The sequence below is a fragment of the Labrenzia sp. THAF35 genome (genome assembly GCF_009363595.1).
In the GTDB taxonomy this organism is placed as follows: Bacteria; Pseudomonadota; Alphaproteobacteria; order Rhizobiales; family Stappiaceae; genus Roseibium; species Roseibium algicola.
In genome coordinates, this window is the sequence record NZ_CP045380.1 from 811896 (window position 1) to 837878 (window position 25983).

General features: G+C 59.6%; 20 protein-coding genes. 6 read left to right on the forward strand and 14 right to left on the reverse strand.

Annotated elements, in window-relative coordinates:
• Positions 1-12: 12 nt before the first annotated feature.
• Positions 13-2259 (forward strand): xanthine dehydrogenase family protein molybdopterin-binding subunit, encoded by a 2247-nt coding sequence (locus tag FIU93_RS03780; protein WP_152504860.1) that lies wholly within the window; start codon positions 13-15, stop codon positions 2257-2259.
• A gap of 163 nt (positions 2260-2422) precedes the next feature.
• On the opposite strand, the gene FIU93_RS03785 is transcribed toward FIU93_RS03780, so the two are convergent.
• Together FIU93_RS03785 and FIU93_RS03790 are read right to left on the reverse strand one after the other, a co-directional pair.
• Positions 2423-2890 (reverse strand): hypothetical protein, encoded by a 468-nt coding sequence (locus FIU93_RS03785; RefSeq protein ID WP_152504861.1) that lies wholly within the window; start codon positions 2888-2890, stop codon positions 2423-2425.
• Between the two features lie 114 nt (positions 2891-3004).
• Positions 3005-4330 (reverse strand): hypothetical protein, encoded by a 1326-nt coding sequence (locus FIU93_RS03790; RefSeq protein ID WP_152504862.1) that lies wholly within the window; start codon positions 4328-4330, stop codon positions 3005-3007.
• A 148-nt stretch (positions 4331-4478) separates the two neighbouring features.
• On the opposite strand from FIU93_RS03790, the gene FIU93_RS03795 reads away from it, so the two are divergent.
• The 4 genes from FIU93_RS03795 to FIU93_RS03810 all read left to right on the forward strand — a co-directional run bounded on the left by FIU93_RS03795 (position 4479) and on the right by FIU93_RS03810 (position 8860).
• Positions 4479-5189 carry a LuxR family transcriptional regulator gene (locus FIU93_RS03795; RefSeq protein ID WP_173017262.1) on the forward strand — a complete coding sequence of 237 codons (711 nt, stop codon included), beginning with the start codon at positions 4479-4481 and terminating at the stop codon, positions 5187-5189.
• A 121-nt stretch (positions 5190-5310) separates the two neighbouring features.
• Positions 5311-5886, forward strand: a complete 576-nt coding sequence (locus tag FIU93_RS03800) for a LemA family protein (protein WP_173017263.1) — start codon at positions 5311-5313, stop codon at positions 5884-5886.
• The gene (locus FIU93_RS03805; protein ID WP_152504865.1) at positions 5883-6902 is read left to right on the forward strand and encodes a hypothetical protein; all 1020 of its coding nucleotides are present in this window, start codon (positions 5883-5885) and stop codon (positions 6900-6902) included. The genes FIU93_RS03800 and FIU93_RS03805 overlap by 4 nt, the downstream gene beginning before the upstream one ends.
• A gap of 152 nt (positions 6903-7054) precedes the next feature.
• Positions 7055-8860 (forward strand): alpha/beta hydrolase, encoded by a 1806-nt coding sequence (locus FIU93_RS03810; protein WP_173017264.1) that lies wholly within the window; start codon positions 7055-7057, stop codon positions 8858-8860.
• A gap of 43 nt (positions 8861-8903) precedes the next feature.
• On the opposite strand, the gene FIU93_RS03815 is transcribed toward FIU93_RS03810, so the two are convergent.
• The 7 genes from FIU93_RS03815 to dapB form a co-directional block, all read right to left on the reverse strand.
• Positions 8904-9296, reverse strand: a complete 393-nt coding sequence (locus tag FIU93_RS03815) for a hypothetical protein (protein WP_022999097.1) — start codon at positions 9294-9296, stop codon at positions 8904-8906.
• 132 nt (positions 9297-9428) lie between these two features.
• On the reverse strand, positions 9429-10067 hold the full coding sequence (locus FIU93_RS03820) for a hypothetical protein (protein WP_152504867.1): 639 nt from the start codon (positions 10065-10067) through the stop codon (positions 9429-9431).
• Positions 10064-12049, reverse strand: coding sequence for a VWA domain-containing protein (locus tag FIU93_RS03825; protein WP_173017265.1), 1986 nt, complete (start codon positions 12047-12049; stop codon positions 10064-10066). The genes FIU93_RS03820 and FIU93_RS03825 overlap by 4 nt, the downstream gene beginning before the upstream one ends.
• A 14-nt stretch (positions 12050-12063) precedes the next feature.
• Positions 12064-12945, reverse strand: coding sequence for a hypothetical protein (locus FIU93_RS03830; RefSeq protein ID WP_173017266.1), 882 nt, complete (start codon positions 12943-12945; stop codon positions 12064-12066).
• Positions 12845-13207, reverse strand: coding sequence for a hypothetical protein (locus FIU93_RS31305; RefSeq protein ID WP_173017267.1), 363 nt, complete (start codon positions 13205-13207; stop codon positions 12845-12847). Before FIU93_RS31305 ends, FIU93_RS03830 begins: the two co-directional genes overlap by 101 nt.
• Before the next feature lie 55 nt (positions 13208-13262).
• The gene (locus FIU93_RS03835; RefSeq protein ID WP_022999102.1) at positions 13263-13883 is read right to left on the reverse strand and encodes a 2,3-bisphosphoglycerate-dependent phosphoglycerate mutase; all 621 of its coding nucleotides are present in this window, start codon (positions 13881-13883) and stop codon (positions 13263-13265) included.
• A 29-nt stretch (positions 13884-13912) separates the two neighbouring features.
• Entirely contained in the window at positions 13913-14725 is an 813-nt protein-coding gene (gene dapB, locus FIU93_RS03840) for a 4-hydroxy-tetrahydrodipicolinate reductase (RefSeq protein WP_200863749.1), read from the reverse strand.
• A 500-nt stretch (positions 14726-15225) separates the two neighbouring features.
• On the opposite strand from dapB, the gene FIU93_RS03845 reads away from it, so the two are divergent.
• Positions 15226-17982, forward strand: a complete 2757-nt coding sequence (locus FIU93_RS03845) for an EAL domain-containing protein (protein ID WP_152504870.1) — start codon at positions 15226-15228, stop codon at positions 17980-17982.
• A gap of 81 nt (positions 17983-18063) precedes the next feature.
• On the opposite strand, the gene pnp is transcribed toward FIU93_RS03845, so the two are convergent.
• From pnp to infB, 5 genes are all read right to left on the reverse strand, one after another.
• A complete protein-coding gene (gene pnp / locus FIU93_RS03850) occupies positions 18064-20193 on the reverse strand; it encodes a polyribonucleotide nucleotidyltransferase (RefSeq protein ID WP_031268705.1) in 2130 nt (709 codons plus the stop codon).
• Between the two features lie 352 nt (positions 20194-20545).
• The gene (gene rpsO, locus FIU93_RS03855) at positions 20546-20815 is read right to left on the reverse strand and encodes a 30S ribosomal protein S15 (protein ID WP_022999106.1); all 270 of its coding nucleotides are present in this window, start codon (positions 20813-20815) and stop codon (positions 20546-20548) included.
• Between the two features lie 209 nt (positions 20816-21024).
• Positions 21025-21969, reverse strand: a complete 945-nt coding sequence (truB, locus tag FIU93_RS03860) for a tRNA pseudouridine(55) synthase TruB (RefSeq protein WP_022999107.1) — start codon at positions 21967-21969, stop codon at positions 21025-21027.
• A gap of 582 nt (positions 21970-22551) precedes the next feature.
• The gene (gene rbfA / locus FIU93_RS03865) at positions 22552-22977 is read right to left on the reverse strand and encodes a 30S ribosome-binding factor RbfA (protein ID WP_055657070.1); all 426 of its coding nucleotides are present in this window, start codon (positions 22975-22977) and stop codon (positions 22552-22554) included.
• A 244-nt stretch (positions 22978-23221) separates the two neighbouring features.
• The gene (gene infB / locus FIU93_RS03870; protein WP_022999109.1) at positions 23222-25954 is read right to left on the reverse strand and encodes a translation initiation factor IF-2; all 2733 of its coding nucleotides are present in this window, start codon (positions 25952-25954) and stop codon (positions 23222-23224) included.
• Positions 25955-25983 lie beyond the last annotated feature (29 nt).

Here is a 25983-nt window from a genome sequence, read left to right on the forward strand (position 1 = left end):
GGAGGCGCTCCCATGAAAATTGATGAAAATTCCGGTTTCACGCGCGCCGATATAAACACAGCGCGCCCGCTGAACGTCTCACGCCGTGGCTTTCTCGCCGGTTCTATCAGCGCGCTGGTTCTGACCGTATCTCTTCCTGCTGGAACCGGGCGGGCGATTGCGCAGGCCGGCCAGACCACGCCGGGTACCCGGATCGATGCCTACCTGGAAATTCTGGCCGACAGCACGGTGAAATTCCGCAGCGCTTTTGTGGAAGGTGGGCAGGGTATCTACACCGCAATGGCCCAGATCGTCGGTGAGGAACTGGATGTCGAGCCGGGCAACTTTCAAGTTGAAACGGCGCCCCCGGGACCGGACTACCTGCTGATCGGCGGGCAAATTCGCTTTACCGGCGGCAGCATGTCCGTGCGCATGAGCTATGACGCCATGCGCAAGCTTGGTGCGACTGCCCGTCAGATGCTGCTGCAAGTCGCCTCTGAGCGCCTTGGCGTGCCGATTGAAACCCTCACGACCGAACCCGGGAAAGTGGTTCATCCGGCCTCCGGGCAATCGATCCCCTATGGAGACCTTGCGACAGCTGCGGCGGACCTTCCGGTGCCGGAAACTGTCGAATTGCGGTCGAAGGATGAATTCCGCTGGATCGGAAAGCCGCACGACAGGCTGGACGTTCTCGACAAGTCCACGGGACAGGCGCAGTACGCGATCGATCTTTCTGTCGATGGCATGCTCTACGGTGCGGTACAACATGCGCCGCGTCTTGGCCAGCAACCTGGCGCATTCGCCAATGAGGCAGACGTCGCGGCGATGCCCGGCGTGCATTCCCTTCACAAATTGCCCGGTGCCGTTGCGGTTCTGGCCGACAGCTGGTGGCGCGCCCGGATGGCCGTTGAGAAGCTGGAAGTCGAGTGGAGAGAAGCTCCAGCAGGTACCGCTCGCGCCATGCCGGACACCTTCTCCTCCGAAGCGCACAAGGAAATGCTCAAGGCGACGGCTGGTCAAGGGATCGCGTTTGAAGCCGAAGGCGATGCCGATGCCGCGCTATCATCCTCCGCCAAGGTGATCGAAGCCGCCTATGACGCCCCCTATCTGGCACACGGTCAGCTTGAGCCGCCCTCTGCACTTGTGCGCTGGAACGATGACGGCACGCTGGAAATGTGGGTCCCGAACCAGGCTCCCGAGATGTTCCAGGCCGATGCCGCGAAGGTGGCCGGGATATCTGCGGACAAGGTCATTGTTCATTCCCCGATGCTCGGGGGCTTCTTCGGCCGTCATTTCCTCTATCAGACGGCAAATCCCTATCCGCAGGCGATCCTGCTGTCCAAGGCGGCTGGCCGCCCGGTAAAACTCCTTTGGAGCCGAGAGGAAGAATTCCTGCGCGACGCTCTTCGGCCAATTGGCACGGTGCGGTTCAGGGCTGCGATCGGCCCGGATGGCCATCCCCTGGCTTTCGACGCGGTTGCCGTCGGCGAAGGCCCCACCGGACGATGGTACGGTCGTCAGCCGGACCAGGTCGACAGCTCATCGGTCGAGGGAATTGCCGGCAAGCCCTACGCGATCGCAAACAAGCGCGTGGGTCAGATCCATGTCGACGATCCGGCCATTATCGGGTTCTGGCGTTCCGTCGGTCATTCGATGAATGATTTCTTCTATGAATCCTTTTTCGACGAAATGGCTGATGCCGGCGAGCAGGACCCCTTTGAACTGCGTCTCAAGTTGCTGGACCACAGCCCACGCCACAAGACACTGCTGCAGACGGTTGGTGACTTGTCCGGGGGTTGGAAAAGAGGGCCGTTTGAGGCGGAAGACGGAACGCGGCGCGCCCGCGGCGTTGCAATGGCCTCTCCTTTCGGCAGCGAGGTGGCAACGATTGCAGAAGTCTCCCTGGATGGCGGCGAAGTGGTCGTTCACGATGTCTGGGTCGCGATCGATCCGGGCAGCATCGTCAATCCAGCGATTATCGAAGCCCAGGTAAACTCCGCGGTGGCACTCGGTCTTTCTTCCGCATTGCTGGAAGAGGTCGTCTACACCGATGGTATGCCCGAAGCCCGCAATTACGACATGTATCCGATCCTGCCTCCTGAGCGCATGCCGCGCGTTCATGTCCGTATCGTGGAGAGTGGTGCGCCGATGGGAGGTGTCGGTGAACCCGGACTTCCAGGCGTGCCGCCGGCAGTCGCAAATGCCGTAGCAGTTCTCACCGGCGAACGGATCCGGAGCCTGCCGCTTTCCAGGTTTGATTTTTCGGGAGCAAACGGATGATCAGCAAGATTATTGCAGCCATCGGCATTTCGCTGATGATTTATGGTGCTCCCTGCGCTTTTGCGCAGGGAGGTGACCTTTCGGGACAACAAGCGCTCCTTGAAAAACAGGACCTTGGCCTTCAAGCTGGCAGGAGCTGATTGCGACGAACCATGAACGCTCGTCAGCACCCTTCAGACGACGCCTTGAAGGACAATGTGCTGGTTCTCGCCTTGCCGTTTTTCCCGACATATTTGACCTTCGCCCGCATGAAGGCGGGGTAGCCGGCCCCAATCGTCTTGGTCGAGAACCCGTAACTGTTCGTCACGGTGACCGCTCCATTGATCCGGCTTGAATAGAATTCTCCCGTCGCTGTGTTCAGGCTCAGTTTCTCCGTGCGCGTGAAGCACTTGCGCCCCTCCGGGCAAACCTGCGTATGAACCCCGCACCGGTTTTGCTTGTAGTCGTTGAAGAAGTAAACGGACTTCACCGGCCCCTTGGAACCGGTCTTGATGAAGCAACCAACAGGATGGTTGAACGGACAGGCCTGTGGTTGACCTGTCACTCCCTCATTGGAGCGCGACTGTGCTGTCGCAATTTCTGCCGGCAGACCCAGCAGAAGGCCAGCTGCAAGAGCGTAGGCGTATTTCATCAGATTGTCTCCTTTGAGCCGAAACTCTGGAAGGAGTAGGCGATCCTTGCAGACTGCAAATGTCCCATATGGGAGAGCTTGAGCGGAAACCGAAGATACTTAGGCGGCGAAGCATCAAGCTTTCGCGTCTCTTTCAGCAACCTTTCGAAGCGCCAGGGACTGGCCCGGGGCAAAGCGTGACACTGCCTCATACAGCAACCAGGACAGAAGACAGCCGACCAACGCCGCGGAATTCAGGTCCACCGTTGTCAGCAGCACGGTGACCGCGATCCCGACGTTCAGGGACACGATTGCCGCCGGCGCGCTTACGCGCCGGCCGCGAACCGACGCCCAGACAACCGGCAAGAACACCGCCAGCGAACTGAAGGCGGAAATGATCGAGTTCAGGACATCCGCGAACAAGGCCGCTGAAAGACCGAGCAACGTGAACAGCGCGGCAACGATCAGCTGCAATCTCCCCAGCGACAGGTCTGTCCGCTCCAGACCGGCCATCAGCGGCATCACGAACGTGTCCATCGTCGACATCACCACGGCGATGAGCATCAGGTCGACAAGCCATATCCAGGTCTGCGGCACCGACGTGTGCAGGATCTGCATCACGTCCCCGCCAGGCATGCTGTGCAGCCCGAGCCAGACGATAATGAGGTATCCCGCAAGGCATATCGGGGCTCCGAGCAGGAATGCGCGCCGGGCGACCAACGGCTCCCGTGCGGTCGCCATCCGCTGCCAGTTGTCGACGGCCAGAACAGCGCTTGCCGGTATGAACAGCCAGATGCCGATCAGGATCGGAAAGCGGTAGGGACCGAGGTCGAAAAACACGAGCTCCCGCGTTGGCGCTTCCATGTTCCACATCCCGAGGATCGCAATGCCGACGAGAATGACCACGGCCTGCGGAATGTCGGTTTCCGTTGCCACCCTGTAGCCGCCAATCGCCGTATAGGCCCCTGCAACGAATGTTGCGAGCACGACTGCCGCAAGCGGCGGAATTGGAAGGACAGCCGTCAGGACAACGGCCAGGGCAATCAATTGTACCGAGGCCCGCAGAAGAAAGACAAAGGCAACCGGCACCCATATCAGGATCGGGTGCCGCACCTTGTGAGTGACCACGATGAGGTCGATCAGTCCCCTCACCCCGTATTTTTGCGACAGTCTGTGCACACCCGGAGCGACAAGGGCACACATCAGCAACCCGGTGCCATAGGCCAGCGCGAGCGACAGGCCAATGACCGGGCTTGCCGCGGAAAACAGCACCAGGGCAACGAATGTACCGATGCCGATATTGCCGCAGATGATACCGGCAACGGTAGCCAGCAACCCCGTGCGACCCGAGTTGAAAATGTAGTCGGCTCGCGTCCCCTTGCGGCTGCGCCAGAAGGCGTAAACCAGCGGTCCCAACAGAAGCGTTCCAAGGACGATTGTCTGTGATCCCGTACCTGTCACGTCAGAAGCGGCCCCTCAAAAACGTTTTCCGTCCGACGGGCCCTGGTCAGGTAAAAATCCCCGTGAACTCTAACCGTTGTCCGATGTAACCCGGCACCCTATGATCTCCAATATATGGAAAACCATAGTTTATGCTTGGACAGACGCAGTGCCGCCCAGTTTGATCGAGAAATTGCCTGAAGGAATTTCTTCCGACAGTGCCTGGACAGCCAGTGCGCAATTCTTCGAATCCTTTGGCTTCGACAAGCTCATTTACATCGACCGCACGATGGCCGGTCTGTCGATGTTCACCACCTTTCCGGAAAGCTGGACCTCTCATTACCGCGCCGCCGCCTATGAGCGGATCGACCCCTTCTTTGCCTATTGCTGCACCTCGACTACTCCTATGGGGACAGGCATCGACTATCTTTCGGACTACCCGTATCTGTGCAATGCCCAGCGCCAACTCATTCAGGAAGCTGGAGAAACCGGCATGCGTGCCGGCATGTCCTGTATCGTGCGGCAAGCGGGCCCTGGTGGAGCTGGTGGCTGGAACCTCGGATCAAGCCTGCCGCGCCACGAAATCGAGAAGATATTTTCAGAACATGCCGACCTGCTCCGCCTGACAGCCTTCTTTGCGCACCAGCGCCTGCAGGCCGCGCTGGAAAACGAGCACAGGGACATCGCGCTGAGCCCGAGGGAAAAGGAATGCCTCCTTTGGGTCGCGCAAGGCCTGCGCAGCAAGCAGATTGCAGACAAGCTCGGCCTCAGGCCGGTTACCGTCGAACTTCATCTCAAGAACGCCCGCACAAAACTTCGCGCCGCGACCCGCGAACAGGCAATTGCCATCGCGCTGCTCAACGGGCTGATTTCCCCTTAGTCAGGAGTGTGGGAAAGGTGTCCTGTGCCTTTCACGTGTTCAAGCTCCCTTAAATGGGAGAGGGCGCGTACCACCCCAACTGTTCTGTTGTCTTCCGGACATGGGTTTTCCGGAGACATGCATGACGACGCTTTTCATCCTACTGATCATGAGCCTTGGCGGGTTCGTCTACCTGCAGAATCGCCTGGCAGCGGCCAGAAATGCCGTTACGAACGGGCGTTCGGGCATTCAGGTTCAACTCAAGCGGCGGCATGACCTTGTTCCCGGGCTGGTGAGTGCGGTCCGCTCCGCCATCCGTCAGGAAAACCATGTCTTCGACCGTCTTCTGGACGTGCGGGAGAAGGCGATTGCGGTCCGGCAGGGCAGCCTGGAAGACATCGAACGGGCCGAAGGCGACCTGACCGCGGGGCTGAGTACCTTCCTTGGATACACGGAACATCATCCTGATGTGACTTCGACGGAAAACATCCTTCAACTGCAAAAACAGCTGGAGGAAACCGAGGACCAGATCAGTGCCGCGCGCCGGCTCTATAACGGCAATGTGGATCGCTACAACACGCTGCTTGATGCCATCCCTTCGTGTTGGGTCGGCTCGCTCCTCGGCTTCGAGCGGGCAGCGTTTTTCGCACTCGATGCAGACCAGTTGAAATCCGCTGAAGCCGCACCGCCAATCGACCTGACAAGAGCGCCGTCATGAGTGGGCGCGTCACGCACTGGGACCCGATCAAGGGTGAAATCTCCGTGGAGACTCCCGACGTCTCCGACATCCGATCAGGTGTTGTTCTGCCGGCTCCGTTCCGGCGCATGCTGCCGATAGGGGCGATCCTTGCCCTTTTGTGGACCATGGTGCAGGGCTTCTGGACGGACGGCTTTCCGTTTGTGCCTGTTGCGGTCACGACCGTGATGTTCGCGCTCATGTTTCTGGCGGGGGAGCTTGAAAACAGGGACGGTCGACAGCTGAAGCGCCGGGTCGAACTCGCACACAGGAAAGGCTGGAGCTACACCGGCAAGCTCATGGAGCGCGTGCGCGAATTCGGCACCGTCATGACATCGGACGGCGCGGATCGCCGAACGCGCCTGGTCAAATCCGAAAGGGCGCTTGCCGTGGAAGACCGCGTCCCGGAACTGACCAGGCTTCAGGTCGGATCCTTTGTCGGTGCCCAATTCGATGGCGAATTCTGGGGCACAAGCAGCAACGACGGATTGCCGTTCTGGGTCGCAATCGGTGCCATGGAAATGGAAGCCGGCCTTGCGGCGAATCCTGCCCTGAGGCGTGACGCCCGTGGCGGCAGAGGGGGCTTCGGCGTGTTCTACTCCCTCCTGGGAGCTTATAAACTTGGCCGCAAGACAGGCGTCCGGGCCGCAGTGCGACCGGAGAACCTCTTCCACAAGGGCCCTCTGGATCGGGACATCAAGACGGAGTCCATCGCCTTCAACGAGGCATTCCATGTTTCCTGTTCAAACGATGCCGGAGCGGATGCAGACCTTGCCGTTCTCAGCATCCTGACACCTGCTACTCAGACCACCCTGCTCGATCTGCTTGAGCGGTATCATACCGTCGGCTTCGTGGTTGATGACGATGTCCTGTTCTTTCTGGCACAGGACAAGCTTGTCGGTGCCAACGCGCATCCGGACCGGGTCGATGCACATCTCGTCGACCTGCTGACCGAGTTCGAGGCCGCAAAGTTCTCTCTCAAGAATACCGTCGAATAGGGGCACTCGGCATGAAACGCCGCTTTTGCAGCCAGACCCTATGGATTTTCATAGATTTGCAACGGCGGCTTTCTGCTGCAGTCTCGCGGCGGGCGTCTGCAAGGGGACTTTTGACACATTGGGCAGATGTGGTTCTGAGACGAGATCTGCGCATGGAAGCAAAATACCTACCGAGACCTGACGGGCCTTCTCTTTATTACCGTCATTGGCCCGTCAACGTGACGCGCCGTCTCTATTCGGGAAAAAGAACCGTTTTCCTGGGCCACAGCCAACCAACGCATTCAGGAATGCTGCAGCCATTCGCGGCCGGGTTCCGCGCCTCCGGCTGGGACGTCCACTCCGGTGATATCCGGGGACACGGCAAGAGTTTCGACAAGACCTCGGTTGCCGGGCATCTGGATCCGCGAGACGGCTGGAAATCGGCTGTAGAAGACATGCGGCACCTGCTGGAGAGAAGCTTTGAGGACACGCCCTGGCAGGACCGGTTGATCGTCGTTCCCAATATCACCGCCCTGCTGACGCTGGAAGTCATGAAGACCTGGCCGGACCTTGCCCGGCACATCGTGTTCATCTCGCCGCCGCCCAACCAGAAGACGCTGGCCCTTTTCGGCAAGACTTTTGCCGAGGTTCGAATCCGCCTGAAAGGGGCGGATACCCCCGACGAACAGACCCTGCACCATCTCTATTCCTTCCTTGGCGCACACCTGAAGGATCGCAGGCACCTTGCCGATGTCATGAGTACGGATCACCGCGTCATTCAGCAGGTCCTGGAAGACCCGCATGGTTGGCCGACACCGACACCCGCATATTGGAAGCAGATTTTCGAAGGCATGCTCAGTGCGTGGTCGTGGCCGCGTGACGCTCAGATGAAACCGGGCACGCGGTGCCTTGTCGTCTTCGGCGGCGAAGATGCAATGCTCCGCGACGGCGGTTTCCTGCCGCCCATCCAGCGCTTCCTGTCGCGGATAGGCATCGAGGACGTTGCCTCCGAACGTGTCGACGGAGCCCGGTCGGCGCTGTTCCTGGAAGAGGACAAATTCTCGATCAGCCGACGGATCCTGGACTGGGTCCAGAAAAACAGACGCCCTGAGGCCGATATCAGGGAAGTCGGCGTGGAAGAGCTTGCCTCGGACATCCTCAACCGGATCAGCGAAACCGGCGCACGGCAGCTGGAGCCGGATGAACTTGTCGAGCTCTGTTACAACGCCATCGACGACGACAGCCGATGGACGGAAATCATCTACCGGATGATCCATGAGGCAGAACTCTCCGGGAACGTAAACGAGGAGGAACTGCACGAGCGCATCAGCCGGCTGATGCCGCACTGGGAACGGGCGTTCAACCTGAACAAGCAGGTCATGATGAGCGCGACGCTCGGCGTTCTCCTGGAAAGCGTGATCGAGCGGCTGCAGATCGGTGTTGCCCTGCTGGACAGGCAAAACGACCTCCTGCATTGCAACGGCGCCTTCGAAACATCGCTCTCGGGCCTGTTGCCGCAGGACGACGCTTGTCAAATTCAAGAAACCGCGAAGGCGCGGGTAAAGTCGCTGCTGGCAGAAAACGAAGCGGCAGTCATTTCTCGCCAGAACGGGGAAAGACTGATTGTCCATGAGGGCAAGCCTGTCGGCTTTCAGTTTTTTCCTGCCGCCCTCAAACAGACCAGCCTTCAAAGGCACGGGCCTGCCAGCTTGTTATTGTTGAGGGTGCAGACCGGCGAAGACACCTCCGAAACCCGAAAGACCCTGATCGAACTGGCCTATGGCCTGACCGGCAAGGAAGCGGAGATTGCCCTAGAAATCGCCGAAGGACGATCGCTGGACCAGATTGCCGACAACCAGGGAATTCTGGTCAGCACGGCACGCGGGCATCTCAAAAAGAGTTTCCAGAAGATCGGCGTGCACAGTCAGTCGGAGCTTGTGGCCCGGCTGATGGCCGGGCCTGTCGGCTGGTTGAAATAGACCGTCCGCACGCATTCCATTCGGGAAGTTTTCGTACCGCCTGTCACCTGCCAGCAGCGTAGACGGAACATCCCTGCTTCAAGGCGGCGCGACGGTCGCTCTGGCACTCGCACGAAGGGGTGATCCCCGTGCCGGTGAGGCAGGAAACGCCTTTGACGTAGCAACCCTGAGCGCGAACCACCACCCTGTGGTTAAACCGGGTGCCATCAAACTTGGGATATCCTTTTGTCACCCGGGCCATGGAAACGGCAAACCGGCGGCCATGGCTGTTCCTCATCTTGCCTTGCCAGTTTACCCAGGCTCTTGCCTCGGCACCGGCACGGGTCTTGTGACCCTTGCTGAAAGCGCTCTCCGCCTGGATCGTGCAGATCGTCTTGGCTTGCGCCGAAAAGGTTGGCAGCAGGAAACTCGTCCCCAGTGCCAGAAAAAGTATCATCCAAATCTTCCGCATTTTCAGTCTCCGGTCTTGTTGGCGAGACATGTCGATGACACAAGACTGACGTTGCGATCCGGCTGGAGCCTCTCCCATTTGGGTGAGCATCGATGCGGTTCCGGCACCGGATGACGCTTATTTGCAGACAATGAAACCAAAAGCGGGACACTCGCCGGTTTCGCAATAGGCGTCGACAGTGGCGGCCTTGCCAACGAGCTTGATGTCGCCGAAACAGGCAACGTCCGGCTGACCGAATTTCAGACAATAGGCACGGGCGGGTGCCTTGCCGCATTCGCTATAGCGATTGTCCGCTCCCTTGAAACAGGCGAGCACCCGGATGTCCGGTTGCCCCTGCACGAAGATCGGATCGAGAGACACATTGCCCGGGCAAGGTGATACGGAAAACCCGTCGAGACTTGCGAAGTCGGGCAAGGCTTGCGCACCGCTGCCATTCGGCGATGCGCCGGTGCCTATACCGGAACCGGCAGCCTGCAGGCATTCGGACGGTGGCAAGTCTGCGTTTCTTGCCACCTGCGTAAACCGTGCGGGATATGCCTGGGCGAACAGGTCCCGGGCCTCTCCCGTCGTCATCAAGCCCAGCATCGCCAGGACGTCGCATTGCGAAGATGAAACACCTTGGCAGCCATACCCCGCCGCACAAGCGAGGTCTTCGACACCTGGAGCCTGGACGCCTGGACCCTGCGCGAAGACAGCTTCCGACAGGAACCAGGGGATTACGAAGGCCAGACAAGCACGGCGAGGACGAATCCTCATTGAGAAACCAGTTCGATTGCAAACCTGTCGAATTCGAAATGGCTCTCTTGCGACTTTGCCTTGTTCCATTGACCGGCGAGCACGCTCGGCTTGCCGGCAAGGCGCAGTACGGTAACCGGATCTGTCTCGAGGACGTAAGGACCGCCCTCCTGACCGTCAGCAGCGGGCAGTTCCAGTTCGATGGCAGCGGAGAGCGCACGTCCTCGCCGTTTCAGGCGCAGCAGTGCACCATCGGTCGCAAGCGATTCCAGAACCTTGTTGCCATAAGCTCTGCCCGCCTTGTCGCACACGGTCTTGACGATCTGCTTGCTGAACAGATTGACATCGAAACGCGATACTTCAGGCTTGCCTTCGGGATCTCCGGAGAGGCGGGTCAAGGACAGGTTCAGATAAGAACCGCAACCTTTCGTCCAGATCCAGGCCATTGCGCCGATCTGGTTGTTCGTATCCTCCAGCAGCGACAACGATACGCTTTCATGACCGCTTTGTTCATGCAGCTTGAACTTGAGACTCAGGTCGAAATCACCGTCAGGCAGCGGCTCGTCAAGAACGAGGCGGTTCAGCGCGTTCTTGTTGTCGTAGATCGTGTCGCCCCCCAGTGCGGAGACAAACAGGGTGCCGCTTCCCGTAAACCTGGTCAGCCTGTCGGTTCCATTCAGTGTCTGCCAGCTGGCTGCCAGCTCCGGGCCGTCAAATGTTTCCTCAAACACAAGGGTGCTGGCCGGAACGACCTCTTCAGCCTCCGGCGCCGGTGCGGGAGGTTCCGCTGCCTTGCCTGCGTCCGCGACAGCCTGCTTGACGGCCTCGGTGAAGCTTTCGGCATTGTTGGCGGCGTAATAGTTGCCGCCGCCATTTTCGGCGATGCACTGAAGGGCCTGGTTCTCCTCCTGCGTCAGGTCAAACCCGACCACATGGACGCGGGTGTTGATACCGCGCTCGGCCAATGCCTTCGCCGCGGCGCATGGGTCACCACCGCAGGTTTCCAGCCCGTCTGAAATCAGAAGCACGTTTGCCGGCCTATTGGAGGCGGGCATGGCGGAAGCCGCCTGTTGCAGGGCGGCTGCGATGGGGGTTTTTCCACGAGGCGTAATCGCGTCGATAACCGGCTTCAGACGTTCGATATCGAAGTTGGAAACCGGATACAGGATCTCGGTGTCTCCGCAATCCCCCTCCCGGCGGTGTCCGTAGGCCATGAGGCCGACGTTGGTCTGAACCGGCAGGTCACCGACAAGACCTGTCAGCGCCTGTTTCGCGGTGGTGATCTTGGCAACACCGTCGACCTGCCCCCACATGGAGCCTGAACCGTCCAGAACGAACAGAAGGTCGCTCCCTTCAGAGGACAGGCCGTTTCCGGGAAGGTCTCCTTCCTCCATGCCGGGTACCACGGCGTCTCCGCCATTTGCAGCCTGTGTCTGCCCCGATCCAACAGTGGACCCGGCCGCTGAACTGCCCTTGAGCGTGATCTCGGAACCTGGATCCGATCTGATGTCCACACCGGCGGACTGCAGGAGATCAGACAACGACCAGTCGTTTGTTTCGGAATAGATGTCGTTGATCTGCCAGGATCCGTCCGGCACGGTTATCAGCGTGTAGATGTGCCGAATCGGCATTCCGAAGTTGGTAAAAGTCACCTTTATCCGGGCAGCGCCCTGCAAGAGGGGTGCGTCCGGATCGGGCTGAATGCTGAGATCGGAAATGCTCGCGTCCTGTGCATCATAGACCGGGTCGAATTGCAAAATCCCCTGAAGCTCCCCTTGCACGAGGCCGTCGACGAGGAACTCCTTTGCGGCCGGAGCGTCGTTCAGGAGCGGCGTATCGCCGTCGTTGAACCGCTTGGAATGTTCGGCATAAAACAGCCGCACGAGGTTCTCTGCGGCGGCGACATCACCTTGCTGAGCATGAGAAGGTAAAGCTGCACAAAGGGCGAGCGAGAAAGGAACCACGAGCCGCAGTACGCGCGCCCGAGAGGGAAGAGTAGTCATGGGAAACTCCGGGCTCATTGTTGCGGACGGCGGATGCTGAAGTGGTCGAACTCGGCCAGCGTTTCACCGCTGCCAGCGCGGCTGCCCTGGCCAAGCAGGAAAACCGGTTTGCCGAAAGGCGCCATGCGGGCAATCCAGTTGGTGTGAACGGTCTCGAGACCGGCGGGCTTTTGCGCCCCTCTGTCCGGAACGGTCAATGTCAGGGAGGTCCGGTAGCGCAACCCTCTTCTGGAAAGGGTCAGCTCAAAACCTTCTGCAAACAGGTTCGACAGGATCTGATCCCCGAGGGGCCGGCCGGCCTTGTCGCAAACGGACTTGATGATGGGACCGTCAAACAGGCTGTGGTTGGCGGCGGTCAAAACCGGCTCGCCTTCCGGCATTACCGGCTGATTGGCGACAGTCCGCAGGAACAGTGCAGGACCGCACCCCTTGGTGAGCACATAAAGATGGGCTGCAATAAAATTGTCCGGACTTTCCCGAAGTCCCAGCCAGACTTCGTCGTAACCGGTTTTCGGATCGAGCTTGCCCTTGATATCAAGATCGAAGTCTCCCTCAGGCGGCACGCCTTGCAGCTCGAAGATGTTGCTCGTATCCGCATTTCGCAGACTGTTCTTGCCGCCACTCGTAAGCGCAAGCAAGATGCCGTTCTCTACAACGAAGGAGTCCTTGTCAGCATTCAGGAGCTGCCAGTGCCCGGCCAGATCCTTGCCGTCAAACGGCTCCTCGAAGGGAAGTTCGATCGCGGTGGCAGTCGGTGCCTGGCCGCTGTCGGCTGCGGCCAGCCTGGCCTGTTCTTCAGCTGTCAGGTTTGTCTGGGCCTGCGCCGAAACCGCGCCGAGCAGAAAAACTGCAGTTGCCTGAAATAGCGAACGTTCCGATTTTCCTGATCTGCGCACCAGCTTCTGCAAGCGGGAAGAAACTTTCGTGCATTCGGCCATCGAAAAATGCTCCAACCGTGATCGACGGCTGGAAGCCTATAGAGGCGTGGCAGATCGGCCCTCCCTCAAATGGGAGAGACACTGAATGCAAATCATTATTCAGGACTGTTTTTGCAAAGAAATTGCCGGGGGATTGCAGACGGTACATGCCCGCTTCAAAGGCCCATTCGATAACGCCCCGGGCAACGCAGGCACCTGGTGCGCTGCCTTTCAAAAACAAGTCCCGCTGCCTCCTGGAAGCAGCGGGACATGAATTTCGGCAATGCGGACTGGCCTCAGTCGGCGAGATCCTGGACGCTGACCACGCCGCCGTTTTCATCGAGGCGATAGATGATCGGCGTTCCGGTGCCCAGTTCGCGCTTCAGGATTTCTTCCGGTGAAAGGTCTTCCAGATCCATGATCAGCGACCGCAGCGAGTTGCCGTGCGCGGCGACGATCGTGCGGCTGCCAGCCAGGACGCGCGGCAGAATTTCCGACTTGTAGTAAGGCAGAACGCGCTCTGCGGTCATCTTCAGGCTTTCACCGCCCGGAGGCGGAATGTCGTAGGAGCGGCGCCAGATATGGACCTGCTCTTCGCCGAATTTCTCGCGCGCTTCGTCCTTGTTCATGCCGGTGATGTCACCGTAGTCACGCTCGTTGAGAGCCTGATCCTTGAAGGTTTCAAGGCCGGTCTGGCCCAGTTCTTCCAGGATGATGTCCAGCGTCTTCTGTGCACGCGACAGATCGGAGGTGAAAGCAACGTCGAAGGACAGCTTCAGATCCCTGAGCTGCTCACCGGCCTTGTGAGCCTCCGCCACACCCTGCTCGGTCAGGTCCGGGTTTTTCCAGCCGGTGAACAGGTTCTTCAAATTCCAGTCGCTCTGTCCGTGACGGACAAGCACAAGAAGGCGGTCCATGCCATTCTCCTCAAGCTAAATGCGTATCTTCAAGAATCCAGGCCGAGGACATCGGCCATCGAATAAAACCCGGGCTTCTGGTCAAATCCCCACAGTGCCGCCTTGACGGCCCCGCGGGCAAACAGTTGCCGGTCTTCCGCTCGGTGAGTGAGTTCGATGCGCTCGCCTTCACCTGCAAAAATCACTGAATGCTCCCCGATGACCGACCCGCCCCGCAGGGTTGCAAAGCCTATGTCGCCGGTCTTGCGAGGGTCCATGATACCGTCGCGCGAACGGACCGAATGGGCGGCCAGATCAAGGCCCCGGCCCTGTGCAGCCGCTTCGCCAAGCAACAGCGCCGTGCCCGAGGGGGCATCCACCTTGTGCTTGTGATGCATTTCCAGAACCTCGATGTCGAAATCCGCATCAAGCGCGGCGGCAGCCTTGCGCACCAGGCTCGCCAGCAGATTGACACCCAGGCTCATGTTTCCGGATTTGACGATCCGGGCATGGCGGGCAGCCGCCTTCAGAGGTTCGTCCTGCCCTTCAGCCCAACCGGTGGTGCCGATGACATGGACGATGCGAGCCTGCGCGGCCAGCTCGGCAAACCAGAGACTTGCCGCCGGCGCCGTGAAATCCAGGACACCGTCCGAGGCGGCAAAGGCGGTCAAGGGATCGTCGGTGACAGGAACGCCCAAGGAACCTGTTCCAGCCAGGTCGCCCACATCCTTGCCAAGAAACTCGGAGCCCTCGCGTTCGATCGCCGCGACGACGGTAGCACCTGTTGTTTCCGTGACCGCCCGCGTCAATGCCCGGCCCATTCGGCCACCGGCTCCAACGACTACCAAGCGCATCTGCCCCATCAAGTGGCTCCGTCTTCCTCAATAGGCCAATCGACCCCAATTCACTTCACGATGGGGGTATACCAGTTTCGCCGGGGGAGGCAAACGCCCGATCATGCAAGGGGACTGCTGCACTCAATAGAAATGGCTCTTGTCAAATATTACTATATTCAACCACGACATTATTAATGAATAGCAAGTTAAATTGACAATAAAGTCGCAACATCTTCACCATTCCAATTCACTAAAGGTAAACCTCGAGCAGTTACGTTTGAGTCTGCAAGTGTTTTTTCTTACAATTGCAAAACGAGGACCAGGTTTCATGATACTGTGCTTATGGACGCATCGGTTCGTCACAAGCTGTCTTTTCCCGAAGCTGTCCACACCCGCCGCCGGGTGCCTTGTACTTGCAAGACCAGCAACAACCTGTTGTTCCAACCGAGAAGGACCCCGCCCCGCCTTGCTTCCCGTCACGTCCCATTATCCTGTCAGATGATGCCCGCCGGTTCAGGAGCGCTTCGTTGAAGGTCAGTTTTTCCATTCCCTTCAGCCGCCTTGTCATGGCTCTGTTTGCGTTTGGCCTCATGGGAACGGCGATCGCACTCTTCTGGATTACCTACCTTGGCAGCCTGTCGATTGCCGAACATGAAATTGCCCGCAGCGCGAAATCCAAGGCAACGCTCGCAAGGCTCGTCTTCACCCAGCATCTGGACAAACTCGAAACGCAGATCCGCGCGGTCGCGGCCAATCCGGATATCCGGCAGGCACTGGTGGACAACGACAGGGAGACCGCCAAGGTCATCATAGAACGCGCTTCCGAAGGGATGACCAGCGCGGTTCTGGACATTCTCCTGATCGATCGTCCGGGTGAAGACGGCTGGGTAAACGGCAGTCTCGGCCTGATCGACCTGAGCCACCAATTGCCGGTGAAGATACGTGCGGCCATGCCGCCCGACATCTGGGTAACTTACGCGGACCATGATTCCGATCCCATACAGATCACCGCAGCGCTCTCTGTTCTGGTTCTCGATCCCGATACCGGCCGAGTCCTCGGCAGGATTTATGGCGGGACGACTATCACCGATTCCTTCTCCCTGCCGGGTGTCCTCGCCAAGGCGCTACGGGTGGAAGATATCGCCTTCTATCACCATGAGGATGTTGTGGCGGGCATGGGTGACCTGACCACGGAAATGCTTCCCGAACGGCTCTACGCCACACCCGACGACGTCAATTACGCGCTGAACGGAGAGAACCTTTTCGTTTTTGCTCCGCTGATGCAGGGCCTGGACGGCCACATGCTTGCGACCGTGATCAAGCAGCCCGTGGACACCCTGCAAAAGGTCGAGGAAACCTACAGCCAGCTGTTCACGCCTTTCCTGCTTTATACCGCGATACTGGCAATCGGTGCCGCGCTTCTGGTCAATCGCATCACCACGGCCGGCCTGGGCAGGCTGCTGAACTACGCGATGAGCCTCCGTCAGGACAGGGTGGTGTCGCCACCGCCACCCGGGCTGATCTTCGAATTCAACAAACTGGCGACCATGTTCCAGGCAGCGTTCGAATCCGTTCGTGACCGCGATGCCCAGTTCAAGGACATGATCGACGGCTCGATGCACGGCGTGCTGGTTCATGCCAATCATCGCATCCTTTATGTGAACGACGCCCTGCTGAAAATGTGCGGTTACACCCCCGGTGAACCCGAGCAGCTTGTCGAGTCCCCCACATTGGTGATCTATGCACCGGAAGAGCACAGCCGGCTGCGCAGCTACTACAACATGCGTGAAAACGGCGAAGGTGCTCCGCGCACCTATGAGGTCAAGGGCATCCGCAAGGATGGCGAGACCATCTGGCTGGAGCAGCATGTCCGGTTGACGGAATGGCGCGGGGAACGCGCCTATTACGCCACCATCACAGATATCAGCGAGCGCAAGCGGCAGGAGGAACTGGCAACCAAGAATGCCAACTTCGACATTCTGACCGGTCTGCCGAACCGGCGCCTGTTCATGGACCGTTTGCGCCAGGCCATCCAGCGCGGCAAACATATGGGCGACCTGACGGCGCTGATGATCCTCGACCTCGACAGGTTCAAGACCGTCAACGAAACCTATGGCCCCAAGGCAGGGGACAAGGTCATCGAAACCGTAGCCGCGCGTCTGACCAGGACCCTTGGCCCGGACCAGACCGTGGCCCGCATGGGCGGCGACGAATTCGCCATTATCCTGTCGAACCCGGAAGATCGCTGGCAGATCGAACAGACCGCCCGTGACATTCTGAAGGCGATCGGTGACCCGATCGAACTGGAAGACGGCAATGAAGCCGTGCTTGCCGGCAGTCTCGGCATTACCGTCTGCCCGCACGACGGCACACACGAGGAAGCGCTGCTGATGCAGGCCGACACCAGCATGCTGCAGGCCAAGGCCGATAGCGGTGCCAGTTACCGGTTCTTTGCCACGCGCATGAATGAACAGGCCGCCCGCGCAAGCCAGATCGAGATCTGCCTCCGGCAAGCCATCGACAAGGGTGAGCTGCACCTGAATTTTCAGCCGATCGTGGACTATGAAAAGAACCGCGTGGTGAGCTGCGAAACCCTGGCCCGCTGGACCGATCCCAAGTTGGGCGTCGTCCCGCCGACCGAATTCATCAAGGTGGCCGAAGACTGTGGGCTCATCGTGCCGCTTGGCGAACAGGTGCTGCGCGAGGCCTGCGAATTCTTCCAGTCCTGCAACCGTAACGGCCTGCAGCTCGACGGGATCAGCGTCAACATCTCGCCGCGCCAGTGCAGGGATGCAGATTTCCTGCCTCGGCTGAGAGAAATCCTCGACGAGACCGGCATGGACCCGGCCCGCCTGCAGCTGGAAGTCACCGAAAGCGTGATGTTCGACGACCAGCGCGTCAACCCGGTCGAAATTCTGGAAGCCATCAGCAACCTCGGCATCAAGATCTCCCTGGACGATTTCGGCACCGGCTATTCGTCGCTCAGCTACCTGAAGCGCCTGCCGATCGACACGCTCAAGATCGACCGGACCTTCATCATGGGCCTGGAGCGGGATGTGGACGGCCAGGCACTGGTTCAGGCGATCATTTCAATGGCCGGCTCGCTGCATATCGAAGTCGTGTGCGAGGGAGCCGAAACGCACGAACAATGTGAGCTGATCCATTCCTTCGGCTGCTCGCTCATCCAGGGGTACAGCTTCTCGCGCCCGCTTTCCGGCGTCGACTTCCACCGCTATCTCGCCAAGATGAACGGCGTCGATTCAGTTGCCGCCCGAGCCGGCTGACCAGTCTTTCGCGCTTCAAGACAAACAAAAACGGGGACCTTTCGGTCCCCGTTTCATATCTTGCGTCAGTCGGACGGAAGCTTATTCAGCTTCTTCCTTCTTTTCGATTTCCTTGCCGGTTTCCTGGTCGACAACCTTCATGGACAGACGGACCTTGCCGCGCTCGTCGAAGCCCATGAGCTTGACCCAGACCTTGTCGCCTTCCTTGATCACGTCGGTGACCTTGGCAACTTTCTTCGGAGCCAGCTGGGAGATGTGGACCAGACCGTCCTTCGCACCGAAGAAGTTCACGAATGCGCCGAAATCAACACATTTGACGACGGTGCCTTCGTAGATCATGCCCACTTCCGGCTCAGCGGCGATGGAGTTGATCCAGTTGACGGCGGCCTTGATCGCCTTGCCGTCGGCAGATGCGATCTTGACGGTGCCGTCGTCTTCGATGTTGACCTTCGCGCCGGTCTTTTCCACGATTTCGCGGATGACCTTGCCGCCCGAACCGATGACTTCACGGATCTTGTCGACCGGGATCTTCATCACTTCGATGCGCGGAGCATGTTCGCCGAGCTCGGCACGAGCCTCGGTGATGGCCTTGGACATTTCGCCGAGGATGTGGATACGGCCGTCCTTGGCCTGACCCAGAGCGACCTTCATGATCTCTTCGGTGATACCGTCGATCTTGATGTCCATCTGCAGCGAGGTGATACCGTCCTGGGTACCGGCGACCTTGAAGTCCATGTCGCCGAGGTGATCTTCATCGCCCAGGATGTCGGACAGAACCGCAAAACGGTCGCCGTCCTTGATCAGGCCCATGGCGATACCGGCAACCGGTGCCTTCAGCGGAACACCGGCATCCATAAGCGACAGCGAAGTGCCGCAGACGGTTGCCATGGAAGACGACCCGTTGGATTCGGTGACTTCGGAAACGACGCGGACGGTGTACGGGAACTCGTGATGCGGAGGCATCATCGGGTTGATTGCACGCCATGCCAGCTTGCCGTGACCGATTTCGCGGCGTCCCGGGGAGCCCATGCGGCCGGTTTCACCGACGGAGTAAGGCGGGAAGTTGTAGTGCAGCATGAAGTGAGACTTCACGGTGCCTTCCAGAAGATCGATGAACTGCTCGTCTTCGCCGGTGCCGAGGGTGGCAACGACCAGGCCCTGGGTTTCACCACGGGTGAAGAGTGCGGAACCGTGCGCACGCGGCAGAATGCCGACTTCTGAAGAGATCGCACGGACGGTCGACAGGTCACGTCCGTCGATACGGGTGCCGGTGTCGAGGATCGCGCCACGAACGATTTCAGCTTCCAGTTTCTTGAACTGCTCGCCCAGAACGGTGCTTTCGACGGCTTCGCCTTCGGCAGCGTTGGTGATCAGCGCTTCAACGACCTTCGCCTTGGCAGCGTCGACTGCGTTCTTGCGGTCGGTCTTGGACGTGATCTTGTAAGCGGCAACAAGCTCGGCTTCGGCCAGAGCCTTGACCTTGCCGAACAGCTCGGAATGATCCGGCAGGACCAGCTCGCGCGGTTCCTTGGCAGCGGTTTCAGCCAGTTTGATGATCGCGTCGATCACCGGCTGGAAGCCCTTGTGGCCGAACATCACAGCGCCGAGCATGATGTCTTCGTTCAGTTCCTTGGCTTCGGATTCAACCATCAGAACGGCGTCGTTGGTACCGGCAACAACCAGATCCAGCGAGGATTCCGGCATGTCGTCGACCAGCGGGTTCAGCACGTATTCGCCGTTGATGTAGCCAACGCGCGCGCCGCCGATCGGACCCATGAAGGGAACGCCCGACAGGGTCAGAGCAGCGGAAGAAGCCACCATCGCCAGGATGTCCGGAGCGTTTTCCAGATCGTGCGACAGAACGGTGATGACCACCTGGGTGTCGTTCTTGTAGCCGTCTGCGAACAGCGGGCGGATCGGACGGTCGATCAGGCGGGACGTCAGCGTCTCGTGCTCCGACGGACGGCCTTCACGCTTGAAGTAGCCACCCGGGATCTTACCAGCGGCAAATGCCTTTTCCTGGTAGTTCACGGTGAGCGGGAAAAAATCCTGGCCCGGCTTCGGAGACTTGGCGGAAACAACCGTCGCCAGAACCTTCGTTTCGCCATAGGTCGCCATGACGGCGCCGTCGGCCTGACGGGCAACCTTGCCCGTTTCGAGGACGAGCGGGCGTCCGCCCCACTCGACTTCTACACGATGAATATCAAACATCATCTGTCCTTACAGCTTTGCCTGCCTTTGGCTGCTTTCGGTACAGCACGGTCATGGCAGACACATTCCCGGTCGGCCCCGTATGGGCCGGTTACCGGCGGACAGGTCACGGGCAAGACGACGAGCTGCTTTCGGCTCAAGACGGAAAGAAGCCGGCAATCCTGCCCCATGACGTGTCACGAGGTCTCTATAGAGCGTTCCACTCGAATTTGAAACACTCAAAGCTCTTTCGCGGAACAAAGACCCGAAGTGGATCAGTGTTTTGCCCGCAAGAGCTGCGTCCGGCAAATGCCGTCACGCAATACAAAAACGCGGCGGGTTCTCACCCACCGCGCTTTCAGGTTCTGAGTTCTTAGCGGCGAATACCAAGACGCGTGATCAGCGACTTGTAGCGTTCTTCGCTCTTGCCGCGCGTGTAGTCCAGAAGGGACCGGCGCTGCGCAACCATTTTCAGAAGACCGCGGCGGGAGTGGTTATCCTTGCCATGACCCTTGAAGTGTTCGGTCAGGTTGTTGATCCGCTCGGTGAGGATCGCGACCTGTACTTCCGGGGAACCGGTGTCGCCTTCTTTGATGGCGTATTCCTTGATGAGCTCAGCTTTGCGCTCTGCAGTAATCGACATCGCTCTTTCCTTTCAAAGAGTGGGGTCCGTTGACCGGACACGTTGAAATGCCGGAGACCGGCCTGATCCGGATGTTTCCAGAGCCGAGATGTCGTTCAGCAAAGGATCCGTCCGGACGAATTGGGCATCAGTGCCCAATGGCGGCGGAATATGGCGGAAAACCCTTCGAAAATCCAGAGGTTTCTCAGGTTTTTTCGCCACACCAGAATTTACAGGTGAAACACCCTGGTCGGCTGGAACCGGCCCTTGTCAATTGAGCCGATGGCGACCGGCACGCTGGCGTGGCTGGCAAAGGCGACTTCCGTGTTGAGCGGAGCATCCCGGCCGCGTAGCAGCACGGCCATGCCCTTGCGGATCCTGGCCGCGTCATCGAGCGAAACGGGTACCTCGATCAGATTGTCCATCGCCTCACGAACCGGCAGGACGAACTCCTCGACCAGAGCCTCGACGCCGGCGCCTTCCTCAAGCGCCTCGGCTGCTTCCTGGATTTCGTCCAGCCCGATCAGGTCCTCTTCGGCGAACGGACCGACCAGCAAACGGCGCAACTCGGTCACGTGACCGCGGCTGCCGAGCCGGCGGCCGAGATCGCGTGCGATGGCCCGCACATAGGTGCCCTTGCCGCATTCAGCCTCGAAGACGGCGCGGTTCTCATCCGGACGTTCAACCAGATCCAGCCGGTGCACGTCGATCGGACGGGCTTCCAGTTCGACTTCCTCACCGTCACGCGCCAGATCATACGCCCGTTCACCGGCGACCTTGATGGCGGAGAATTTCGGCGGGACCTGCATGATCGTGCCGACAAACTCGCCAAGGACTGCCGAGATTTCATCCGCACTCGGCCGCACGTCGGACGTTGCAACCGCCTCGCCTTCGGTGTCGTCGGTATTGGTTTCCACGCCCCAGGTCACCTCGAAACGGTAGACCTTGCGGCCATCCATGACGAAGGGCACGGTTTTCGTGGCTTCGCCGAAGGCAACCGGCAGGAGGCCGGACGCGCGCGGATCAAGCGTTCCGGCATGGCCGACCTTTTCCGGCGAGAAGATCCGCTTGATCTTGCCAAGCGCCTCGTTGGAGGAGATGCCATATGGCTTGTCCAGCACGAGCCATCCGTTGATTGCGTTCTTTTTTCTTTTGAATTGTTTTTGGCGTGCCATGAGTGCGTTTCAATACGTTTGCAATTGTTTTACGGCGACAAAAGAAACACTGACGGTCAGCCCCACCATCCATGCGCAACAGCGAGACCCTGAAGACATCAGCTTTCGTCAGCGATCATTCTTGAGTTTTTCAAGTCTGTTGTGGTCACAGTAAGTCACCTGGTTTCCAACTTTATGCGCCTTCGCCAAGTCGCATGCCCCACTTTGAATTTGCCATCTGCATCCGTTCTGGTGACTGCATGCCTTGACCCTGGCGGGTTATCTTTTGATGCGTCTGATGGAGCCAATGCTGCCACCAACTCAATCTCTGCATTTGCAACCGGCATACCATCGTTTAACAGCACACCCGAAACCTCAGGCGCGAGGACGCGTGGAACGGAAAACACGACACATGCAGAGGTCGCTGCACCAAGTGCGATTGCTGCGATAGTTCTGAAGAGCGCCATCTTCTTTCACATCAAGTGACTTGCAGACACGGCACATATTTTCCCATTTCCCGGCGAGGCTACAATTACCGAGGGCTAAGAACTCGAATTCACGCAATTTCAAATTGAACCGTGAATTGTGGTTTCAGCGCGGCAATCAATCCTTGGCTGGGTCGCCGTCCTCTTCGTCCGCGTCGAGATCGCGGGAGACTTCCGGGGAATGCAGCAGCGTGCCGATGCGGTCGTCGTCGTCGAACCGTGTGTCGAGAACGAAGCGCAGGTCCGGCATGTATTTCATGGTCAGCCGGCGGGACACCTGGCCGCGCAGATATTTGGCGCTGCGGTTCAGGGCCTTTTCGACATTTTCGGCGTTGACGCCACCAAGCGGCATCACCAGGCAGGTGGCCAGGCGCAGGTCCGGCGTCATGCGCACTTCGGGGATCGTGACGATCACCCCGTCGAGATCAGGGTCGGAGAACCGTCCCCGGGTCAGAATATCGGACAGCTCCTTGCGAACCGTCTCGCCAACGCGCAACTGGCGCTGGGAGGGGCCGCGGCTGTCCTGTCCGTGTTGTCTTGCCATTTTGTTGTTCCTGCATCTCTGGCAGCGCATTCCGTCCCGACGTATTCGGGCGCCGTTGGCGGACCTTCTCAGGCTATCCACGCCTTTGCCGTGCCCCAAGCACAGACATTGGCCAGACTGCCCGGATGGCGTGGCTGCCACGGCGAAGCCTTGGCATGACGGCGTTACCTGCAACCAGATACGACGTCAGCGGCTTAATTGAATAAGCCGCTGACATCAGTTTCAAGTAGATTTCTGACTTCGATCAGAGTGTCCGTGCGATCTGCTCGACGCGGAAGCACTCGATGACGTCGCCCGGACGCATGTCCTGGTACTTGACGAAGTTCATGCCGCATTCCTGACCGGATTCGACAGACTTGACCTCGTCCTTGAAGCGCTTGAGCGTGCCCAGTTCGCCTTCGTGGATGACCACGTCGTCGCGAATGAGGCGAACGTTGGCGCCACGTTCCACGACACCTTCGGTGACCAGACAGCCTGCAACCTTGCCGACCTTGGAGATGTGGAAGATTTCCTTGATCTCCGCATTGCCGAGGAAGGTCTCGCGGCGCTCCGGCGACAGCATGCCCGACAGGGCCGCCTTGATGTCGTCGACCAGGTCGTAGATCACGTTGTAGTAACGGATCTCGATGCCTTCGCGGCTTGCCGCTTCACGGGCCTGCTTGTTGGCACGCACGTTGAAGCCGATGATCGGAGCCTTGGAAGCGAGCGCCAGCGTGACGTCGCTTTCGGTGATGCCACCGACACCGGACAGCAGGATGCGTGCGCCGACTTCCTCGTTGCCGAGTTCGTTGAGCGCATGGGCAATCGCTTCCGCGGAGCCCTGCACGTCGGCCTTGAGCACCAGCGGGAACTCTTTTTTGCCGGTTTCCTGCAGACGGTTCATCATCTGCTCGAGCGAACCACGCGTACCGGAGGCGACCACGGAGGCCTTCTCGCGGATCTGGCGCTGACGGTAGTCGGTAATTTCACGGGCGCGGGCTTCGTTGTCGACGACCGCAACCATGTCACCGGCTTCCGGAGTGCCCTGGAAGCCCAGAACCTCGACCGGTTTGGCCGGACCGGCTTCCTTCACCTGGTTGCCATTCTCGTCGAGCATGGCGCGGACGCGGCCCCACTCGGCACCGGCAACAAGAATGTCGCCCGGCTTGAGAGTGCCCTTCTGCACCAGAACGGTGGCAACCGGACCGCGGCCCTTGTCGAGCTGCGCTTCGATGACGATACCTTCCGCCTTGCGGTCCGGATTTGCCTGGAGTTCCAGAACTTCGGACTGCAGCAGAATCATTTCCAGAAGCTTGTCGAGGCCCTGGCCACTCTTGGCCGAGACTTCCACATCGATCACGTCACCGCCCATGGATTCCACAACGAGGCTCTCGCTGAGAAGTTCGGTACGGACGCGGTTCGGATCGGCTTCCGGCTTGTCCATCTTGTTGATGGCCACGATGATCGGCACGTCGGCAGCCTTGGCGTGCGCAACGGCTTCCTTGGTCTGCGGCATGACGCCATCATCGGCAGCAACAACAAGGATCACGATATCGGTCGACTTTGCACCGCGAGCACGCATCTGCGAGAACGCAGCGTGGCCCGGGGTATCGATGAAGGTGATCTTGTTGCCGTCCTGATCGACCTGATAGGCGCCGATGTGCTGGGTAATGCCGCCGGCTTCGCCGGTGACAACCTTCGACTTGCGGATCGCATCGAGCAGCGAGGTCTTGCCGTGATCGACGTGACCCATGATGGTCACGACCGGAGGACGCGGCAGCAGGGTGGACGGTTCGTCTTCCGTGGTGAACAGACCTTCTTCGACGTCTGCTTCAGACACGCGCTTGACCGTGTGGCCCATTTCCTCGGCGATCAGTTCGGCGGTATCGGCGTCGATAACATCGTTGATCTTGAGCATCTGGCCCTGCTTCATGAGAAGCTTGATCACGTCCACGGCGCGCTCTGCCATACGGTTGGCGAGTTCCTGGATCGTGATGGCTTCCGGCAGAACGACTTCACGCATGATCTTCTCACGCACGACCTGCTGCTGCCCGCGCTTCGCCTTTTCCTGGCGACGGCGCATGGAGGCCAGAGACCGCGCACGCTGGCCGTCGTCGCCACCGGTGGCGGCGGAGATGGTCAGCTTGGAGCGGCGGCGGTCGTCGCCGGTGCGCGGACGCGCGGCGGGAGCCGGAGCCTGCTTCGGGCGCTTGACCGCACGAACGCTCTTGTTGTTGCGATCGTCTTCTTCGGATTCTCCGCGCTCGGGTTTCGCACGTGCGGCCGGAGCTTCCGGCGCCTTGCGCTTGCCCATGTCGTCAAGGCTGGGCGGCTTGCCGCCGTCGGCGTGAGCCGGCTTGCGAACCACGGTGCGACCGGTTGCTTCCTTGCGCACAGGCGCAGCAGCTTCCGTTGCCGCTTCGGCGACAGGTTCGCTCTTCGGTTCGGCCTTGGCCTGTTCCGCAGCCTGGAGAGCTTCTTCGGCTTCACGCTTTGCGCGCTCTTCCGCTTCCACCTTGGCGCGGGCCTCTTCTTCGGCCTGACGCTGCGCGGCTTCAACAGCCCGGCGCTTGTCTTCTTCTTCGCGGCGCTTGCGGTCTTCCTCGTCGCGCACCTTCGCCATCTGAAGGGCTGCCGCACGGGCTGCCGCTTCTTCCTTGGTCAGGGTGCGCAGAACGTTGCCGTTGCCCTTCTGGCGTTGGCCGGAGGCAGACCGGCGGGCCTGCTTGGTCGCCTGTGGATCTGGCTGTGGCGGCGTACGCGGCGCTTCAGCCGGCCGCTCGAGGCGCTGTGTTGTCGGCGCAGGAGCTTCTGCTTTCGCTTCCTGCCCCGGGAGTACAACACGACGCTTCTTCTTTTCCACGACGACGGCTTTGGTCCGGCCATGCGAGAAGGACTGCCGAACAGTTCCCTGATCGCCACCGCCGCGCTTTAGGCCAAGCGTTTTGCCACGCTCAACGCTGATTGTCTTGTCGCCTGGATTTTTCGTATCGCTCATATTGCCTTCAGTCCTGCGCAACCGCCTTT

Coding starts and splice junctions, on each gene's coding strand:
- FIU93_RS03780 (WP_152504860.1), top strand. CDS start 13: ATGAAAATTGATGAAAATTCCGGTTTCACGCGCGCCGATATAAACACA.
- FIU93_RS03785 (WP_152504861.1), bottom strand. CDS start 2,890: ATGAAATACGCCTACGCTCTTGCAGCTGGCCTTCTGCTGGGTCTGCCG.
- FIU93_RS03800 (WP_173017263.1), top strand. CDS start 5,311: ATGACGACGCTTTTCATCCTACTGATCATGAGCCTTGGCGGGTTCGTC.
- FIU93_RS03805 (WP_152504865.1), top strand. CDS start 5,883: ATGAGTGGGCGCGTCACGCACTGGGACCCGATCAAGGGTGAAATCTCC.
- FIU93_RS03810 (WP_173017264.1), top strand. CDS start 7,055: ATGGAAGCAAAATACCTACCGAGACCTGACGGGCCTTCTCTTTATTAC.
- FIU93_RS03815 (WP_022999097.1), bottom strand. CDS start 9,296: ATGATACTTTTTCTGGCACTGGGGACGAGTTTCCTGCTGCCAACCTTT.
- FIU93_RS03820 (WP_152504867.1), bottom strand. CDS start 10,067: ATGAGGATTCGTCCTCGCCGTGCTTGTCTGGCCTTCGTAATCCCCTGG.
- FIU93_RS03825 (WP_173017265.1), bottom strand. CDS start 12,049: ATGACTACTCTTCCCTCTCGGGCGCGCGTACTGCGGCTCGTGGTTCCT.
- FIU93_RS03835 (WP_022999102.1), bottom strand. CDS start 13,883: ATGGACCGCCTTCTTGTGCTTGTCCGTCACGGACAGAGCGACTGGAAT.
- dapB (WP_200863749.1), bottom strand. CDS start 14,725: ATGGGGCAGATGCGCTTGGTAGTCGTTGGAGCCGGTGGCCGAATGGGC.
- pnp (WP_031268705.1), bottom strand. CDS start 20,193: ATGTTTGATATTCATCGTGTAGAAGTCGAGTGGGGCGGACGCCCGCTC.
- rpsO (WP_022999106.1), bottom strand. CDS start 20,815: ATGTCGATTACTGCAGAGCGCAAAGCTGAGCTCATCAAGGAATACGCC.
- truB (WP_022999107.1), bottom strand. CDS start 21,969: ATGGCACGCCAAAAACAATTCAAAAGAAAAAAGAACGCAATCAACGGA.
- rbfA (WP_055657070.1), bottom strand. CDS start 22,977: ATGGCAAGACAACACGGACAGGACAGCCGCGGCCCCTCCCAGCGCCAG.
- infB (WP_022999109.1), bottom strand. CDS start 25,954: ATGAGCGATACGAAAAATCCAGGCGACAAGACAATCAGCGTTGAGCGT.